This window comes from Cellulomonas sp. (genome assembly GCF_035634735.1).
GTDB lineage: Bacteria > Actinomycetota > Actinomycetes > Actinomycetales > Cellulomonadaceae > Cellulomonas.
This window is the reverse complement of the sequence record NZ_DASQCJ010000030.1, coordinates 1-14979: the sequence shown is the minus strand read 5'-3', so window position 1 is coordinate 14979 and position 14979 is coordinate 1. Positions and strand designations below refer to the sequence as shown.

Sequence of the window (14979 nt, the reverse complement as noted above, 5' to 3'; positions counted from 1 at the left end):
CCCACCCTAGGTCGGGTTGGCCGCCAGCACCCGGACGGCGCCCGGCACGACCTCGGCGAGCAGGGGCAGCGCGCCGATCCGCTCCCCGTCGGCGTGCGCCTCGGGCGGGGTCCCGCCCAGGTGCGGCGCGGGCTCCACGAGCACCCGCCGGCTCCGGAGCACCTGCACCTGCGGGTGCCGCACGTGCCGACCCGCGTACATCCCGGGGAAGATCCGCACCACCCCGGCCCGGCTGAACGGTCCCGCGACGACGACGTCCAGCAGCCCGTCGTCGAGGCGCGCGTCCGGCGCGATCCGGATGCCGCCGCCGATCCACGGGCCGTTCGCCGCGACGACCACCGTGCCCGCCGACTCCCACACGCCCTGGTCCGTCGTCAGCCGGTAGCCGTACGGGCGGAACGCCCGCAGCTCCGGGCCCAGCGCCCGCACGTAGCGCGCGGAGCCGCGGGGCCAGGCGAGGGCGTTGGCGCGCGCGTTCACGGCCGCGTCGATGCCGCACGACAGCGCGCCGAGGTACCACTCCCGGGCCGCCTGCGCCGGCGACCCCACCCGCACGGCGTCGATCGCGCGCGGCCCGGTGAGCAGCGCGCGCTCGATCGCCTCGACCGACGCGGCGACGTCGCCGCGGGGCAGCCCGAGGGCGCGCGCCACGTCGTTCCCCGTGCCGCCGGCGACGATGCCCAGCGGGAGGTCGGTCTCGGCCACCACGTTCGCGCCCAGGTGCACCAGGCCGTCGCCGCCGACCACCACGAGCGCGTCGAGGCCCGCGACGGCCGCCCGGCGCGCGTGCGCCGTCGCCGTGCGCAGGTCCCGGGCGGTCAGGTCCTCGACCCGGTGCCCGCGGCGGCGCAGCGCGTCGAGCACCGCCACCCCCACGCCGGTCCCGCGTCCCTTGCCCGCCACGGGGTTCACCACGACCCCGAGGTGGCTCACGTGGCGAGCGTCCCGTCCGCCGTGCCGGCGCCGGTCCCGCCCAGGCCCTCGCGGCCCGCCGCGGTCTCCGCCGCCGCCAGCCGCTTGTCCGCGCGCCGGTCGTGCAGCACGCACACGCCCAGCGCCGCGAAGTACAGGCCGCAGATCGGCAGGGCCATGACGATCATCGTGATCGCGTCCGGCGTCGGCGTCATCACCGCGGCGAACACGAACGCGAGCAGCACCGCCCAGCGCCAGCCCTTGGCCCAGGTGCTCGCCCGGACCAGGCCGACCAGGTTGATGCACACCATGACCACCGGCAGCACGAACGCCAGGCCGAACGCCAGCACGAACCGCATGACGAAGCTCAGGTACGCCTGCGCGTCGATGAAGTTGGACGCGCCCTCCGGCGTGAAGTCCGTGAGGACCTTCACCGCCGTCGGCAGCGTCCACGCCGACAGCCCGGCGCCGGCCAGGAACAGCGGCACCGCGGCCGCCAGGAAGCCGACCGCCGACCGCTTCTCCCGGCGGGTCAGGCCGGGCGTGATGAAGGCCCACAGCTGGTAGAGCCACCACGGGCTGGACACGATGACGCCGAGGAACAGCGCCACCTTGATCTGCATGTCGAACGCGCTGGCCAGGCCGGCGAAGTTCACCGACACCCGGCCGTCGCGCCCCGCGGCGGTGTCGAGCAGCGGCTGCTGGAGCAGCTCGAACACCGGCTCGTACAGGAACCAGCCGACCACCGCGCCGACCGCCAGGCCGATCGCGGCCAGGAACAGCCGCTTCCTCAGCTCGAGCAGGTGCTCGCGCAGCGGCATCCGGCCCTCGGGGTCGGGCCGCCTCTTGCGCGCCACGGATCAGGCGCTGGGGGTGGTGCTGCCGCTCGCCGGCGGCTGGTGCCCGGGCTGGTCGAGCGAGGGCGCGGGGGACGCGGACGGCGCGGGGTTCACGACGGGGCCCTGCGCGAGCGGCGGGGCCGGGTCGGCCGTCGGCGGCGGGGCGGGCGCGGTGCGCGGCTCGTCCTCGGCCAGGTCCTTGACCTCCCGCTTGAAGATGCGCAGGGACTCGCCCACGGACTTCGCCAGGTCCGGCAGCCGTCGCGCCCCGAACAGCAGGAGGATCACGACGAGCAGCACACCGATGTGCCAGGGCTTCAGGGCGTTCATGACGTTCCTGTCGGACGGGAGACGTTGACCCGTCGATCCTAACCGGCACCACCCCCGCTGCGGGTGAAGCGGTCGCACCGGTGGGTGCGCCCCGCGTCAGCGCGTGTAGGCGCGCCAGCCCTCGCGGGTCCGGCGGTCGCGCTCCCGCCGGCGCTCCCGGCGCTCCGCCGCCTGCTCGCGGAGCAGCGCCCAGCGGTCCCGGGCCTCCTCCGGGTCGGGCAGCAGCGCCGCCTCCCGCGCGGCGCGGGCGGCGCGCTCGGCCTCCTGCGCCTGCTCGGCGAGGGTCGACGCGTGCTCGGCGAGCTGCCCGAGGACCTCGGACGCCTCGCGGAGCTCGGCGACCAGCGCGCGGAACCGCCGCCACAGGTCCCGGCCGAGGAAGAACGCGCCGACCAGCGTGCCGACGACCAGCACCGACCACACGACCACCCAGACCATCGGGCCAACCTATCCCGTCAGCCCGCGGCGGGCGTGGGGTCGGCCGGCGCGTCCGCGGGGCCGGCGAGCGGCCCGTACGCCGCCAGCGCCGCCCGGGCCCGGACCGCGACGTCCCGCGCCACCTCCGGCGGCCGCACGCCCAGCACGTCGTCCGCGGCCTGGAGCAGCAGGCTGCGCAGGAACGCCCGCTGCCCCACCCGCACGTCCACCTCGAACGACCCGTCCGGCAGGTTGCGCACGTCCTCCACCGGCACCGTCTCCGCGACCCAGCGGCCGGTGCTGCGCAGGTGCAGCGTCGCCACGTCGCCCTCGAGGTCGAACCGGAACTCCGCCGTCGCCCCGCGACCCGCGCCCGGGTGCGGCTCCGCCGGCGCGTCGAGCACCTCGGCCGCGAGCACCCGGTCCAGGCGGAACAGCCGCTCGTCGCCGGCCCGCAGGCACCACGCCTGCAGGTACGACCGCTCGTCGCTGGTCGTCATGCGCAGCGGGTCCACGTCGCGGTCGCTCGTCACGTCGGAGGCGTTCACGTACCGGATCCGCAGCCGCCGGCCGGTCGCCAGCGCCCGGCGGATCTGCGCCACCACCTCCGGCCGCCCGTCGACCGCCAGCCGCACGTCGACCGCGCCCGCGGCCTCCCCCGTCGCCGCCGTCAGCTTGGCCAGCGTCGAGCGCAGCACCTCCGCCTGCTCGGGGTCGAGCGTCGGGCCGAGGTCCGCCACCATCGCGCGCAGCGCCGCCAGCAGCGTCACCGCCTCGCGGGTGCCCAGGCGCAGCGGCCGGGTCATCCCGCGGGACTCCGTCAGCCGGATCTCGCCCCGGTCGTAGGAGTCCGCGTCGAAGTCGATGAGGTCGTGCGGGTAGTAGCCGGGGGTGCCGCTCATCCAGAGCGTGTCGACGTCCGCCATCACCTGCGACGGGGTCACGCCGAAGTGCTCGGCCAGCTGCTCGACGGACACGCCGTCGTTGCGGTCGAGGTAGCCGATCATCCCGAGCAGGCGCAGCAGCCGCTCGCTCGCGCGCTCAGCCACGGGGGGCCTCCTGGGTGTCGCCGGCGGGGGTGGTGCCGGCGGGGGTGCCGCCGGCGGTCTCGGCGGCGGGGCCCGCGGGCGGGCCGCCGGCGTCGGGGCCGCCGCCGTCCAGCGTCGCCGCGACGCGCAGCAGGCCGAGGACCGCGTCGCGCAGCGCCGGGGGGTCCGCGACCAGCACGGCGTCGCCGTAGCCCGCGACCTCCTCCGCCAGCTCCCACGTCGCCCGGTACGACACGCGCACCAGGTCGCGGTCGGCGACCGCCGCCCGGAGCGCGGGCGACGCGCCGTCCGGCAGGTCCGTGGGCTCGCCGCGCGCCCGGAGCGCCTCCGCGCGCTCCGCCCGCAGCGCCAGCACCGCCGTGCGCTCGTCCCGGACGTCCCAGGACAGCAGCGCGGCCTCGGTCTGCTCCGGCGTCGGCGCGTCGAACGCCCCGGCCGCGCCGACCACGCGCACCCGCCCCTCGATCCGGCTCAGCCGGAACGAGCGCGTGCCGTCGCGGTCCACGTCGAAGCCCACGAGGAACCAGCCGCCCCGCCGCGCCACCAGGCGCCACGGCTCGACCAGGCGCTCCCGCACCTCGCCCGTGCTCGCCGCCCGGTAGGTGAACCGGACCCGCTGCCGCGCCTGCACCGCGTCCAGCAGCGGCGGGAACGCGTCGCCGCCCGCCCGCACCCGCGGGGCCAGCCCGGCCGCGAGGTCGCTCGACCCCGCGCCGGCGCCCACCGCGCGCAGCTTGGTCAGCGCCCGGGACGTGTCCGCCCGCACCGAGCGGTCCTGCCAGAACTCCGCCGCCAGCGACAGCGCGCCCAGCTCCGCGGAGGTCAGCTCCAGCGGCGGTAGCGCGTACGCGTCCTGGTCGATCCGGTAGCCGATGTCGTCGCCGTGGCCGGCCGAGGTCACCGTCGCGACCGGGATGCCCAGGTCGCGCAGCGTGTCCTTGTCGCGCTCGAACATCCGCTCGAACGACTCGTCGGACGGGGCGTCGCCGTAGCCCGCGACCGTGCGGCGGATCTGCTCCTTCGTCATCCGGCCGGGCGTGTGCACCAGCGCGATGACGAGGTTGAGCAGCCGCTCGGCGGGGTGGATCTGTTCGGGCATCGGGGACAACCGTAGTGGCCGGTAGCGTGGTCCGGTGATCACATGGCGCTCGGGCACGGTGGAGCAGGTCGGTCGGTCGTGGCCCGGGGCCCAGGAGCTGACGGTCGTCGTCGCCGACGGCGTGTCCGGGCCGGACCCCGTCACGGTGCGCGCGCTGGCCTACCCCGCGCTCGTCGGCGACCTCCGCGTCGGCGACACGGTCCTGCTCAACGTGTCGGCGCTCGCGCGCGGGCTCGGCACCGGCGGCTACGCCCTCGTCGTCGCCCCTGGGGCCCCCGACCGGCTGCCCGCCGACCCGCCCGCCGGGCCCGGCCACCTCGTCAAGGCGCGGTACACCCCGCTGCAGGCCATGGTGCTCGGCGTCGACGACCAGGAGTCGCCGCACCACGAGGTCCTGCGCGACGCCGACGACCTCGCCGGGCTCCCCGTCGTCGTCGCCGACCTGCACTCCGCCCTGCCGGCCGTCGTCGCGGGCGTCCGGTACGCCGACGCGCTGCTGTCCCGGCCCGGGTCGGCGGTGCCGCCGCTGCGCGTCGCCTACGTCATGACCGACGGCGGCGCCCTGCCCGCCTGGTTCTCGATGGCCGTCGCCGGGATGCGCGAGGCCGGCTGGATCGAGGCGTGCCTCACCGCCGGGCAGGCGTTCGGCGGCGACCACGAGGCCGTCACCCTGCACACCGCCCTGCTCGCCGCGCGGCACGTCGTCGGCGCGGACGTCGTCGTCGTCGCCCAGGGGCCCGGCAACCTCGGCACCGGGACCCGGTGGGGGTTCTCCGGCGTCGCCGCCGGCGAGGCGGTCAACGCCGCGGGCGTGCTCGGCGGGCGGCCCGTGGCGTCGCTGCGGGTGTCCGGCGCCGACGCGCGGGACCGGCACCTCGGCGTGTCGCACCACTCGCTCACGGCGTACGGGCGCGTCGCGCTGACCCCGGCCGACGTGGTGGTGCCGGTGTTCGACCCGGCGGCGGCGCCGGCGGCGGGCGGCGCGGTGGCGGGCGGCGCGGTGGTGGGCGGCGCGGTGGTGGGCGACGGAGAGCAGCCCGGCCTGCGCGTGCCCGACCCCCAGGAGCACCTCGGCGCCCACCTCGCGGCCGTCGGGCGGCGCGTGGCCCAGCAGGCCCGGTCGCTCGTCGAGCCCGCCGGGCGGCACCGGCTCGTGGAGGTCGCCGCGGGGGCCGACCTGCTGACCGCGCTCGGCGCGTCGCCCGTCCGGCTGTCGACCATGGGGCGGGGGCTCGCGCAGGACCCCGCCGCGTTCCTCGCGGCCGCGGCCGCGGGCGCGCACGCGGCGCGGCTGGCCCGCCGGGCCTGAGCACCCGGAGGGCGAGCTCGCGCGGCCGGCGGCCGGACGGCCGTGGTCGGGGCCGCGCCCGGTCGCGCGCCGAGCCCGGACCTCCGCTGCACGAGCGCCCGCCGACTCCTCCACAGGGTGGGCCGGCGCGCACCGTCCCCAGCCTTGTGACGCGGGGCGCAAGGCGTGTCGGTGGTCGCCCGTAGGTTGGTCCCATGCCCGATGACCAGTGCGAACGCGTCTCCCCGCCGCCCGGCGGGGCGGTCCTGGCGTGCGGCTGCAGGTGCACCTGCGGCGGCACCGGCACCACGGGCGGCACCGGCACCACGGGCGGCACCGGCACTACGGGCGGCACCGGCACCTCCGACCCGGCCGATGACGTCACCCGGCAGACCCCGTGTGCCTCGACCGTCGCCCGCCCGAGCGCGAACGACTCCCTCGCCGTCCGCGGAGAGGCGGCGATCGCCGGGACGGAGGCCGACGCGGTGGCGACGGGCGGGTCGACGACGGGCCGGGCGACGAGCGACGGGTCGACGACCGGCAACGTGACGACCGACGGGTCGACGACCGACGAGGCGGTGCCTGACGCGGGTGCGATCGACGTGGACGCGATGGACCCCGCGGCGCGAGCCGCCGTCGTCGCGGAGCACCTCGATCCCGCGCAGCCCGAGCTCTTCCGGCTCCAGGCCGCGCTCGACGAGACGCCGACCGGCGTGCCCCTCGTGCGGTTGCTGAGCGCCCTGGACCTGCCGTCGCTCGCCGCGTTCGACCTGATCGAGGTCGCCGCCGCCTACGTGCGCGTCGCGGGCTGGGCGCACGCCGGGCTCGCCCGCGCTGCGGCTGCGCTGCACCGCACCCCGACATGCCGCACCCGCGGCTCACCGACCACCAGAACCGGGCCGAGCAGCTCACGATGCCGTTGCGCGCCACCGCGATGCCGCTCTCCCTGCGACTGCGCCGCTCCCCCCAGGAGATGCTCGCCCTCGTCCGGGCGGGCCTCGCGTTCGACCACCACCTCGCCGCGACCGGGCGGGCCCTGGCCGACGGGCGCATCGCGGTGCCCGCCGCACGGGCGATCGCGGCCAGCCTGGGTGAGCAGCCCTGGCAGATCGCGCAGGCCGTCGAGGACCGGGTCCTCCCGCGCGCCGCCGACCGCACCACCGGGCAGGTCAGGCGCGACGTGGCCCGGGCGCTGCTCGAGGTCGACCCCGGGCACGCCGCCGACCGGCACGCCGAGGCCCAGGCGTCCCGGATGGTCACGCACCCCCGGGCGCTGCCGGACCAGATGGCGGAGATGCGCCTCGTCCTGCCCGCCCCGAGGGCCGTGGCGATCGACACCGTGCTCGAGTCCTGCGCCCGCACCGCACGCGCAGCCGGCGACCCCCGCACCCTGGACCAGCTGCGCGCCGACGGGCTGACCGACCTGCTCCTCGCGTCCCCGTCACAGCCTCCGGGCCTCCCGTCCGGGAGCACCAGCGCACCGGACGCGCCCGCCGCCGACTCGAGCACTCCGGCGACCGCCCCGCGCGCCCGCGGCCGCGCCGGCACCGGCCCGCGCGATGCGCGCACCCACGTCGTCGTCACCGTCCCGCTGTCGACCCTGCTCGGCCAGGACGAGCAGCCCGCGGACCTGGCGGGGTACGGCCCGATCGACGCCACGACCGCCCGCGCCCTCGCCCTCGGCGGCACCTGGCAGCGGCTCGTCACCGACGACCTCACCGGCGCCGTCCTGGACGTCGGGCGCACCACGTACCGGCCGCCCGCCGCGCTGGCGGCCCACGTCCGGCACCGCGACGCGAGCTGCGCCGGCCCCGGCTGCCCGGTCCCCGCGGCGCGCTGCGACCTGGACCACACCGAACCCTGGCACCCCGAGCCCGCCACCGGTGGCGGCGACCCCGACCCGCCCGGCACCACCAGCGACCGCAACCTCGGGCCCGTCTGCCCGCGCCACCACCGCGCCAAGCACCAGCTCGGCCTCACCCTGCGTCAGCGCGAACCGGGCGTCTTCGACTGGACGGACCCCACCGGCCACGCCTACCGGACCAGGCCGGGCCTCGACGCACCGACCGAGCACCTCACCGCGCCCCGACGCGTCCGCGAGGCGCACCGGCGACGCGACCGGGCGCACCGCAGCGGCGACGCGAGCGCCGGGCCCGGCGACCCGGACGAGCCGCCACCCTTCTGAGCCGCTGCGCCGAAGGGGCCGCGACGCCGAGCCCGCCGCTGCGCCGCGGGGCTCCACGCCGCCCCCAGCGACCACGCCCCCGAGCGACCAGACCAGCACGACCGCCGCCCCTACCGACCCACCACGCCCACCGAGTCGACACGACGGCCGAGCCACCATGCCCACCCAGCCACCACGCCGGCCGAGCCACTACGCCGGCCGAGCCACTACGCCGGCCGAGCCATCGCGCGCACCGACCCACCGCGCCCACGGGAGCACGGCGCCGACCGACGACTCACCCCGCAGTGGCCCCGGCGCGGACCGGCTGGACGCCCGAGCCCCGGCCGGGCGCCGGCACGAGCCGGCCGTCCGGCCGCGCCACGCGGACCTCGGCTAGTCGTCGCCCCGCGCGGTCCGCTGCCGCACGGCGACGAGGGTCGACAGCCGCTTGGCCTCGCGCCGGGCCCGCTCGCCGTCGGAGCGCTGGACGCCCATGACCGCGAGGGTGTCGCCGTCGTCGAGGTCGAGCTGGACCCACGGGCGGCCCTCGCCGAACCGGACCCAGACGATCTCGGCCCAGGCGACGGTGCGGGTGCTCGCGAGGTTCCGCACCCGCAGACCCTCCGGGGTCGGGGTGGCGCACACGGTGGCCTGGCGCCAGAGGAACCCGACGATCGCCAGCCCGACGAGCGCGATGCCCCCGAGGTCCGCCGTGGTCCAGCCCTCGACCCCGGTGGTGGAGAGCAGCACGATGAGCAGGGCGGTCGCGAGGGCGACGACGACGGCCAGCGTGCCGGTCACCACCCGCGCGGCGCGCGGCCGGAACACGTCGTCGAGCGCGGGCCGTCGGGGCTCGTCGCCGCCCCGGGCGGAGCCGGCACCGGGGTGGTGGGGGCCGTCACCCGCACCGCGACCGCCGCCGCGACCGGGCACCGGTCCGCCGTCCCCGCCCTGCCCGTCCCGCCCCGGCTCCCCCGTCATCGCCCGTCGCCCGGAGTCAGAGCCGGCAGGCGTGGATCGACGTGACGAGGATGGCCCGCGCGCCGACGTCGTACAGGGCGTCCATGACGCGGTTGGTCTCGGAGCGCCGCACCATCGCGCGGACGGCGGACCAGTCGCGGTTGTGCAGGGGCGACACGGTCGGCGACTCGAGCCCCGGCGTGATGGCGACGGCCTGCTCGACGAGCGCGGTCGGCACGTCGTAGTCCATGAGCACGTACTCGCGCGCGGTGAGCACGCCCTGCAGCCGGCGGGTGAGCACGTCGAGCCCGGCGGGCTCCTCGCCGTCGGCCCGGCGGACGAGCACCGCCTCGGACTTGAGGATCGGCTCGCCGAACACGTCGAGCCCGGCCGCGCGCAGGGTGGTGCCGGTCTCGACGACGTCGGCGATCACGTCGGCGACGCCGAGCCGGATCGCGGTCTCGACCGCGCCGTCCAGCCGGACGACCTCGGCCGGGACGACGCCCTGGCGGCGCAGGTAGTCGGCGACGAGCACGGGGTAGGACGTCGCGACGCGCCGGCCGGCGACCTCGCGGACGTCGTTCATCTGGCCGGCCTGGGTCGCGAACCGGAACGTCGACCGGGCGAAGCCGAGCTGCAGGTGCTCGGTCGCCGGGGACTCGGAGTCGAGCAGCAGGTCGCGGCCGGTGACGCCGACGTCGACGGTGCCGGCGCCGACGTACACGGCGATGTCGCGGGGGCGCAGGAAGAAGAACTCGACGCCGTTGTCGGCGTCGGGCAGGACGAGCTCGCGGGAGTCGCGGCGCTGGCGGTAGCCCGCCTCGCGGAGCATGTCGGAGGCGGGCTCGGCGAGCGAGCCCTTGTTCGGGACGGCGATCCTCAGCACGGGGGTTCTCCGGGGGTGTTCAGGTGTGACAGGGGGCAGCGGGCCGGGGCCGGTCAGAGGTGGGCGTACACGTCCTCGAGCGTGAGGCCCTTGGCGACCATGAGCACCTGCAGGTGGTAGAGGAGCTGGGAGATCTCCTCGGCGGTGCGGGCGTCGCCCTCGTGCTCGGCGGCCATCCAGACCTCGGCGGCCTCCTCGACGATCTTCTTGCCGATCGCATGGACGCCGGCGTCCAGCTCCGTGACGGTGCCCGATCCCGCGGGCCGGGTGGCCGCCTTCTCGGTGAGCTCAGCGAACAGCGCGTCGAACGTCTTCACGCCCGCCAGGGTAGACGGTCGGACGACCCCACCCGGTCCCGCGTCCAGCGTGGGGATGCTCACCCCTCCACCCCGGCCGCCGCGGTGACCTGCTGCGGCTCGGACTCGCGCCGGGCGCGCCACCAGACGACGAAGCCCGAGACGACGACCCCCGCGTACACCAGGTACAGGAACGCCGACGGGTAGTAGCCCGCGCTGAGCAGCAGGGGCACGCCGACGGCGTCGACGGCGATCCAGATGAGCCAGAACTCGATCCAGCCGCGCGCCATCCCGTAGGTGGCGAGCAGGGAGCCGACGAAGATCCACGCGTCGGCCCACGGCCCCCAGGACCCGAGGGCGCGGAACACCAGGGCGCACGCGACGGTGCCGACGACGCCGACGACGCCGAGCTGGATCCAGCCCGACCGGCCGGCCCACCGGGGCACGACGGCCGGGGCGTCGGGGTCGCCGTGCTCGCGGGCGACCCGGCGGGCCTGCGACCAGCGCACCCAGCCGTAGACCGCGACGGCGACGAAGAACACCTGCCGCCCCGCCTGCCCGTAGAGGTCGCGCTCCTGCGGGGTGTGGAACACGCCGCCGAGGAACACGGTGAACAGCAGGACGTTGCCGACGATGCCGACGGGCCACGCCCACACCTTGCGGCGCAGGCCGCCGAGGGCGGACGCGAGGCCGAACAGGTTGCCGATCACCTCCCGCCAGAGCACGGGGTGCCCGGCGACCACGAGCTGGGCGTCGAACAGCCAGCCGAGGACGTTCACAGCCCGCGCAGCGCGACGACGGTGGCCACCGCCGCCTCGGCCGCCTCCGCGCCCTTGTCCTCGTGGGAGCCCTCGAGCCCCGCGCGGTCGAGCGCCTGGGCCTCGTCGTCGCAGGTGAGCACGCCGAACCCGACGGGCACGCCGGTCTGCACGGCGACGTCGGTGAGGCCGGAGGTCGCGGCCTGGCAGACGTAGTCGAAGTGCGGGGTGCCGCCCCGGATGACGACGCCGAGCGCGACGACCGCGTCGTGGTCGCCGGACCGGGCGAGCCGGCCGGCCGCGACCGGGAGCTCGAAGGTGCCCGGCACCCGCACCTCCCGGACGTCGGTGACGCCGGCGGCGGCGAGCGCGCGCCGGGAGCCCGCGAGCAGGCCGTCCATGACGGTGGTGTGCCAGCTGGCCGCGACGACGGCGACCCGCAGGCCGCTGCCGTCGGTGGTGATCGTGGGAGCGCCGCTGCCGCTCATCGTGCGTCCTCCGTGCGAGACGTGGTGGCCGGGCCCGAGGGGGTGGGACCGGTGGGGGTGGTGGGTGTGCCGGCGGGGTGCGCGTCGAGGCCGGGCAGCAGGTGCCCCATCGCCCGCGCCTTGGTGCGCAGGTAGGCCTCGTTGTGCGGGGTCCGCCCGACCTCGAGGCCGCGCACGTCGGCGACCTCGATGCCGTGGGCCGTGAGCCCGGCGACCTTCGCCGGGTTGTTGGTGAGCAGGGTGATCCGCCCGGCGCCGAGGTCCGCGAGGATCGCCGCCGCGGCGCCGTACTCGCGCCGGTCCGCCGGCCAGCCGAGGTCGATGTTCGCCTCGACGGTGTCCCGGCCCTGGTCCTGCAGCGCGTAGGCGCCGATCTTCGCGAGCAGGCCGATCCCCCGGCCCTCGTGCCCGCGCAGGTAGACGACCGCGCCGCCCTCGCGGGCCGCGAGGTCCAGCGCCGCGTCGAGCTGGGGCCCGCAGTCGCAGCGCGCGGAGCCGAAGGCGTCGCCGGTGAGGCACTCGGAGTGCACCCGGACGACGGGCTGCGCGGCGAGGCCCTGCGCGGCGACGAGCGCGAGGTGGTCGGCGCCGGTCCGGAGGTCGCGGTAGGCGTGCACGCGGAAGTCGCCGTGCCGCGTGGGCAGGACGGCGCTGTGCGCGCGGTGCACGCGCCGGGCCGGCGCGGCGGCCGCGGCCTCGGCGCCGGGCGCGGGCTCGGCGGGCAGGTCGTCGTGCGCGGTCCGCCAGGCGATCAGGTCGGCGATGGTGAGGACGACGAGGCCGTGCTCGCGCGCCAGCGCCGCGGTGGCGGGCAGCCGCATCATCGTCCCGTCGTCGTGCACGAGCTCGGCGATCGCGGCGACCGGCTCGACCCCGGCGAGGCGGCACAGGTCGACGGCGGCCTCGGTGTGCCCGGCGCGGTGCAGCACGCCGCCCGGCACGGCCCGCAGGGGCAGGACGTGCCCGGGCCGGATCAGGTCCTCGGTGCCGGACGCGGGATCGGCGAGGACGCGCAGCGTGCGCGTCCGGTCGGCGGCGGAGATGCCGGTGGTCACGCCGTGCGCGGCGTCGACGGTCACCGTGTAGGCGGTGCGCCGGGGGTCCTGGCTCTGCGGCACCATCAGGGGCAGGTCGAGGGCGTCCGCCCGGGCGCCGGTCATGGGAGCGCACAGGTAGCCGGACGAGTGCCGGATCGTCCACGCGACCCACTCCGGCGTCGCGAGGGCGGCGGCCAGGATGACGTCGGCCTCGTTCTCGCGGTCCTCGGAGTCGGCGACGAGGACGGGCCGCCCGGAACGCAGCGCCTCGAGGGCCTGCTCGACGGTGCCGAGCGCGATCGGCTGGGGGTCGACGGCGGTCACCGGGCCACCTCCGCGCCCGCCCCGGCGTCGGCCCCGACCCCGGCGTCGGCCCCGACCCCGGCGTCGACCCGGGCCCCGGCGACCGCGCCGGCGGACAGCAGCCGCTCGACGTACTTGGCCAGCACGTCCACCTCGAGGTTCACCCGGGTCCCGACGGCGGCGTCGCCGAGCGTGGTCTCGGCGAGCGTCGTCGGGATGAGCGACACCCCGAACCAGTCGGGCCCGACCGCGGTCACGGTCAGCGAGACGCCGGCGACCGCGACGGAGCCCTTCTCCGCGACGTACCGGGCGAGCGCCGGGTCGAGCGCGATCTCGACCTCGTCCCACCGCGGGCCCGGCGCCCGCCGGCGGACGGTGCCCACCCCGTCGACGTGGCCCTGGACGACGTGGCCGCCCAGCCGGGCGTCGGCCCGCACGGCGCGCTCCAGGTTGACCGGCGAGCCCGGCGCGAGGTCGGCGAGCGCGGTGCGCCGCAGCGACTCCGGCATGACGTCGACGGCGAAGGTGCCGTCGCCGGGCAGGTCGGTGACCGTGAGGCAGACCCCGGACACCGCGATGGAGTCGCCGTGCCGGGCGTCGGAGGTGACCAGCGGGCCGCGCAGCACGAGCCGCGCGTCGCGGTCCTCCCCCGCGGCGCCGCCGGCGCCCGCCTCCGCGCCCGCCCCGCCCGGGGCCAGGTCCAGCGACACCACGGTGCCGACCTCCTCGACGATGCCGGTGAACATCAGCGCTCCTCCTCCTCGACGTCGGCCACGACGAGCACGTCGGGCCCCAGCGGTCGTACCTCGCGGGTCCGCAGCCGCAGCGCGTCCCCGATCGTCCCGATGCCCAGATCGCCCACGGCGGACCGCCCGGCGCCGAGCAGCACGGGCGCCACGTAGGCGTGCACCTCGTCCACGACGCCCGCGCGCAGGAAGGCCGCGGCGAGCGTGGGCCCGCCCTCGACGAGCACGCGCCGCGCCTCGCGGGCGTGCAGCGCGGCCAGCGCTTCGCGAGGGTCGCGGGTGCGCAGGTGCAGCACGTCGCCACCCGGTCCGGCGAGCCGCCCACCCGCCGGCAGGTCGCGCGCGCCGACGACGACGCGCAGCGGCTGGTGCGGGGCGAGCGCGCCGTCGGCGCCGCGCGCGGTGAGGGCGGGGTCGTCCGCGAGGGCGGTGCCGGTGCCGACGACGAGCGCGTCGACCTCGCCGCGCAGGGCGTGCGCGTGCGCGCGGGCCTCGGGCGAGGTGATCCACCGGCTCGACCCGTCCGCCGCGGCGACGCGGCCGTCGAGCGTGGCCGCGAGCTTGAGCGTCACGTGCGGGCGCCCGCGCTCGACGGCGACGAGCCACGGTCCGAGCAGCGCCCGCCCGGCGGCCTCCTCGACGCCGAGCACCACCTCGACGCCCGCGGCGCGCAGCCGCGCGGCTCCCCCGGCGGCGGCCGGGTTCGGGTCGGGGACGGCGACGACCACGCGGGCGACGCCGGCCTCCAGCAGCGCGACGGAGCACGGCCCGGTCCGGCCCGTGTGGTCGCAGGGCTCCAGGGTGACGACGGCGGTGGCGCCGCGGACGTCGAGGCCCCGGGCCCGCGCGTCGGCGAGCGCGGCGACCTCGGCGTGCGGGGTGCCCGCGCCGCGGTGCCAGCCCTCGCCGAGCACGCGGGCGCCCGGCACGGGACCGGACTCGCCCGTGCGGGAGCCCCCGCCGCCGGGGCCCTCCGGGGCGGTGCGCGGCGCGCCGGCGGCGGCACCGGGCGCGGCGAGCAGCACGCAGCCGACGCGCGGGTTCGGCCCGTGCACGGGCCCGCGGCGGGCGAGGTCCAGGGCGCGCGCCATCGCGTCCCGCTCGACCTCAGCCGGCTCGACCGCCGTCCGCGTGCCCACTTCCGCTCCCTCCGACCGACAGGTCTCCGGGGTGCGGGCGGCGCACGGGTGCACGACGTCCACGGCGCACCCGGCTCACGCCGAGCACGCCGCCACGACTCCTCCCATCCGGACTTTCACCGTCGGTCCTGGAGTTCCACCAGGTCAACCGCTCGCGCCGTGAGGCGTCTGCGGGTCGCGGACTGTCACCGCCGGCTCGGACTTTCACCGACCCCGGAGCACGTGTGTGTGTTCTACCGAACGATGATGCCACACGCGGCATTCCCGC

Annotated in this window: 16 protein-coding genes and 1 riboswitch; of the genes, 2 read left to right on the top strand and 14 right to left on the bottom strand. The window is 77.7% G+C overall.

Features of this window, described 5'->3' with window-relative positions:
• Nucleotides 1-6: 6 nt before the first annotated feature.
• The 6 genes from VER05_RS02580 to VER05_RS02555 all read right to left on the bottom strand — a co-directional run bounded on the left by VER05_RS02580 (nucleotide 7) and on the right by VER05_RS02555 (nucleotide 4646).
• Nucleotides 7-933 carry a diacylglycerol kinase family protein gene (locus tag VER05_RS02580; protein WP_324843833.1) on the bottom strand — a complete coding sequence of 309 codons (927 nt, stop codon included), beginning with the start codon at nucleotides 931-933 and terminating at the stop codon, nucleotides 7-9.
• The gene (gene tatC / locus VER05_RS02575; protein WP_324843846.1) at nucleotides 930-1733 is read right to left on the bottom strand and encodes a twin-arginine translocase subunit TatC; all 804 of its coding nucleotides are present in this window, start codon (nucleotides 1731-1733) and stop codon (nucleotides 930-932) included. The genes VER05_RS02580 and tatC overlap by 4 nt, the downstream gene beginning before the upstream one ends.
• A 39-nt stretch (nucleotides 1734-1772) precedes the next feature.
• On the bottom strand, nucleotides 1773-2081 hold the full coding sequence (tatA, locus tag VER05_RS02570; RefSeq protein ID WP_324843832.1) for a Sec-independent protein translocase subunit TatA: 309 nt from the start codon (nucleotides 2079-2081) through the stop codon (nucleotides 1773-1775).
• Between the two features lie 96 nt (nucleotides 2082-2177).
• Nucleotides 2178-2519: a hypothetical protein gene (locus tag VER05_RS02565; protein ID WP_324843831.1), complete on the bottom strand. Its 342-nt coding sequence runs from the start codon at nucleotides 2517-2519 to the stop codon at nucleotides 2178-2180.
• 17 nt (nucleotides 2520-2536) lie between these two features.
• Nucleotides 2537-3547 carry a helix-turn-helix transcriptional regulator gene (locus tag VER05_RS02560; protein ID WP_324843830.1) on the bottom strand — a complete coding sequence of 337 codons (1011 nt, stop codon included), beginning with the start codon at nucleotides 3545-3547 and terminating at the stop codon, nucleotides 2537-2539.
• Nucleotides 3540-4646 carry a helix-turn-helix transcriptional regulator gene (locus tag VER05_RS02555; RefSeq protein ID WP_324843829.1) on the bottom strand — a complete coding sequence of 369 codons (1107 nt, stop codon included), beginning with the start codon at nucleotides 4644-4646 and terminating at the stop codon, nucleotides 3540-3542. Before VER05_RS02555 ends, VER05_RS02560 begins: the two co-directional genes overlap by 8 nt.
• Nucleotides 4647-4680: 34 nt before the next feature.
• Here VER05_RS02555 and VER05_RS02550 point away from each other — a divergent pair, with 34 nt between their 5' ends.
• Entirely contained in the window at nucleotides 4681-5955 is a 1275-nt protein-coding gene (locus tag VER05_RS02550; RefSeq protein WP_324843828.1) for a DUF3866 family protein, read from the top strand.
• Between the two features lie 841 nt (nucleotides 5956-6796).
• Entirely contained in the window at nucleotides 6797-8119 is a 1323-nt protein-coding gene (locus tag VER05_RS02545; RefSeq protein ID WP_324843827.1) for an HNH endonuclease signature motif containing protein, read from the top strand.
• 372 nt (nucleotides 8120-8491) lie between these two features.
• Here the strand turns inward: VER05_RS02545 and VER05_RS02540 are convergent, their stop codons facing one another.
• The 8 genes from VER05_RS02540 to ribD form a co-directional block, all read right to left on the bottom strand.
• On the bottom strand, nucleotides 8492-8926 hold the full coding sequence (locus VER05_RS02540; protein ID WP_324843826.1) for a PH domain-containing protein: 435 nt from the start codon (nucleotides 8924-8926) through the stop codon (nucleotides 8492-8494).
• Nucleotides 8927-9095: 169 nt separating this feature from the next.
• Nucleotides 9096-9944 carry an ATP phosphoribosyltransferase gene (gene hisG, locus VER05_RS02535; protein WP_324843825.1) on the bottom strand — a complete coding sequence of 283 codons (849 nt, stop codon included), beginning with the start codon at nucleotides 9942-9944 and terminating at the stop codon, nucleotides 9096-9098.
• Nucleotides 9945-9997: 53 nt separating this feature from the next.
• A complete protein-coding gene (locus tag VER05_RS02530) occupies nucleotides 9998-10261 on the bottom strand; it encodes a phosphoribosyl-ATP diphosphatase (RefSeq protein WP_324843824.1) in 264 nt (87 codons plus the stop codon).
• Between the two features lie 59 nt (nucleotides 10262-10320).
• The gene (gene pnuC, locus VER05_RS02525) at nucleotides 10321-11019 is read right to left on the bottom strand and encodes a nicotinamide riboside transporter PnuC (protein ID WP_324843823.1); all 699 of its coding nucleotides are present in this window, start codon (nucleotides 11017-11019) and stop codon (nucleotides 10321-10323) included.
• Nucleotides 11016-11486, bottom strand: a complete 471-nt coding sequence (gene ribH, locus VER05_RS02520; RefSeq protein WP_324843822.1) for a 6,7-dimethyl-8-ribityllumazine synthase — start codon at nucleotides 11484-11486, stop codon at nucleotides 11016-11018. The genes pnuC and ribH overlap by 4 nt, the downstream gene beginning before the upstream one ends.
• The gene (ribB, locus tag VER05_RS02515) at nucleotides 11483-12847 is read right to left on the bottom strand and encodes a 3,4-dihydroxy-2-butanone-4-phosphate synthase (protein WP_324843821.1); all 1365 of its coding nucleotides are present in this window, start codon (nucleotides 12845-12847) and stop codon (nucleotides 11483-11485) included. Before ribB ends, ribH begins: the two co-directional genes overlap by 4 nt.
• Nucleotides 12844-13572, bottom strand: coding sequence for a riboflavin synthase (locus VER05_RS02510; RefSeq protein WP_324843820.1), 729 nt, complete (start codon nucleotides 13570-13572; stop codon nucleotides 12844-12846). Before VER05_RS02510 ends, ribB begins: the two co-directional genes overlap by 4 nt.
• Complete coding sequence (gene ribD / locus VER05_RS02505) at nucleotides 13572-14663, bottom strand: bifunctional diaminohydroxyphosphoribosylaminopyrimidine deaminase/5-amino-6-(5-phosphoribosylamino)uracil reductase RibD (RefSeq protein WP_324843845.1); 1092 nt, start codon at nucleotides 14661-14663, stop codon at nucleotides 13572-13574. The genes VER05_RS02510 and ribD overlap by 1 nt, the downstream gene beginning before the upstream one ends.
• Nucleotides 14664-14803: 140 nt before the next feature.
• Nucleotides 14804-14937, bottom strand: a riboswitch (FMN riboswitch).
• Nucleotides 14938-14979: the final 42 nt, after the last annotated feature.

What these genes read in the sequence shown, in the direction of transcription:
- VER05_RS02555 (WP_324843829.1), bottom strand. Translation starts at nt 4,646, where the DNA reads ATGCCCGAACAGATCCACCCCGCCGAGCGGCTGCTCAACCTCGTCATC.
- tatC (WP_324843846.1), bottom strand. Translation starts at nt 1,733, where the DNA reads ATGCCGCTGCGCGAGCACCTGCTCGAGCTGAGGAAGCGGCTGTTCCTG.
- VER05_RS02510 (WP_324843820.1), bottom strand. Translation starts at nt 13,572, where the DNA reads ATGTTCACCGGCATCGTCGAGGAGGTCGGCACCGTGGTGTCGCTGGAC.
- ribD (WP_324843845.1), bottom strand. Translation starts at nt 14,663, where the DNA reads ATGGCGCGCGCCCTGGACCTCGCCCGCCGCGGGCCCGTGCACGGGCCG.
- VER05_RS02545 (WP_324843827.1), top strand. Translation starts at nt 6,797, where the DNA reads ATGCCGCACCCGCGGCTCACCGACCACCAGAACCGGGCCGAGCAGCTC.
- VER05_RS02565 (WP_324843831.1), bottom strand. Translation starts at nt 2,519, where the DNA reads ATGGTCTGGGTGGTCGTGTGGTCGGTGCTGGTCGTCGGCACGCTGGTC.
- ribH (WP_324843822.1), bottom strand. Translation starts at nt 11,486, where the DNA reads ATGAGCGGCAGCGGCGCTCCCACGATCACCACCGACGGCAGCGGCCTG.
- tatA (WP_324843832.1), bottom strand. Translation starts at nt 2,081, where the DNA reads ATGAACGCCCTGAAGCCCTGGCACATCGGTGTGCTGCTCGTCGTGATC.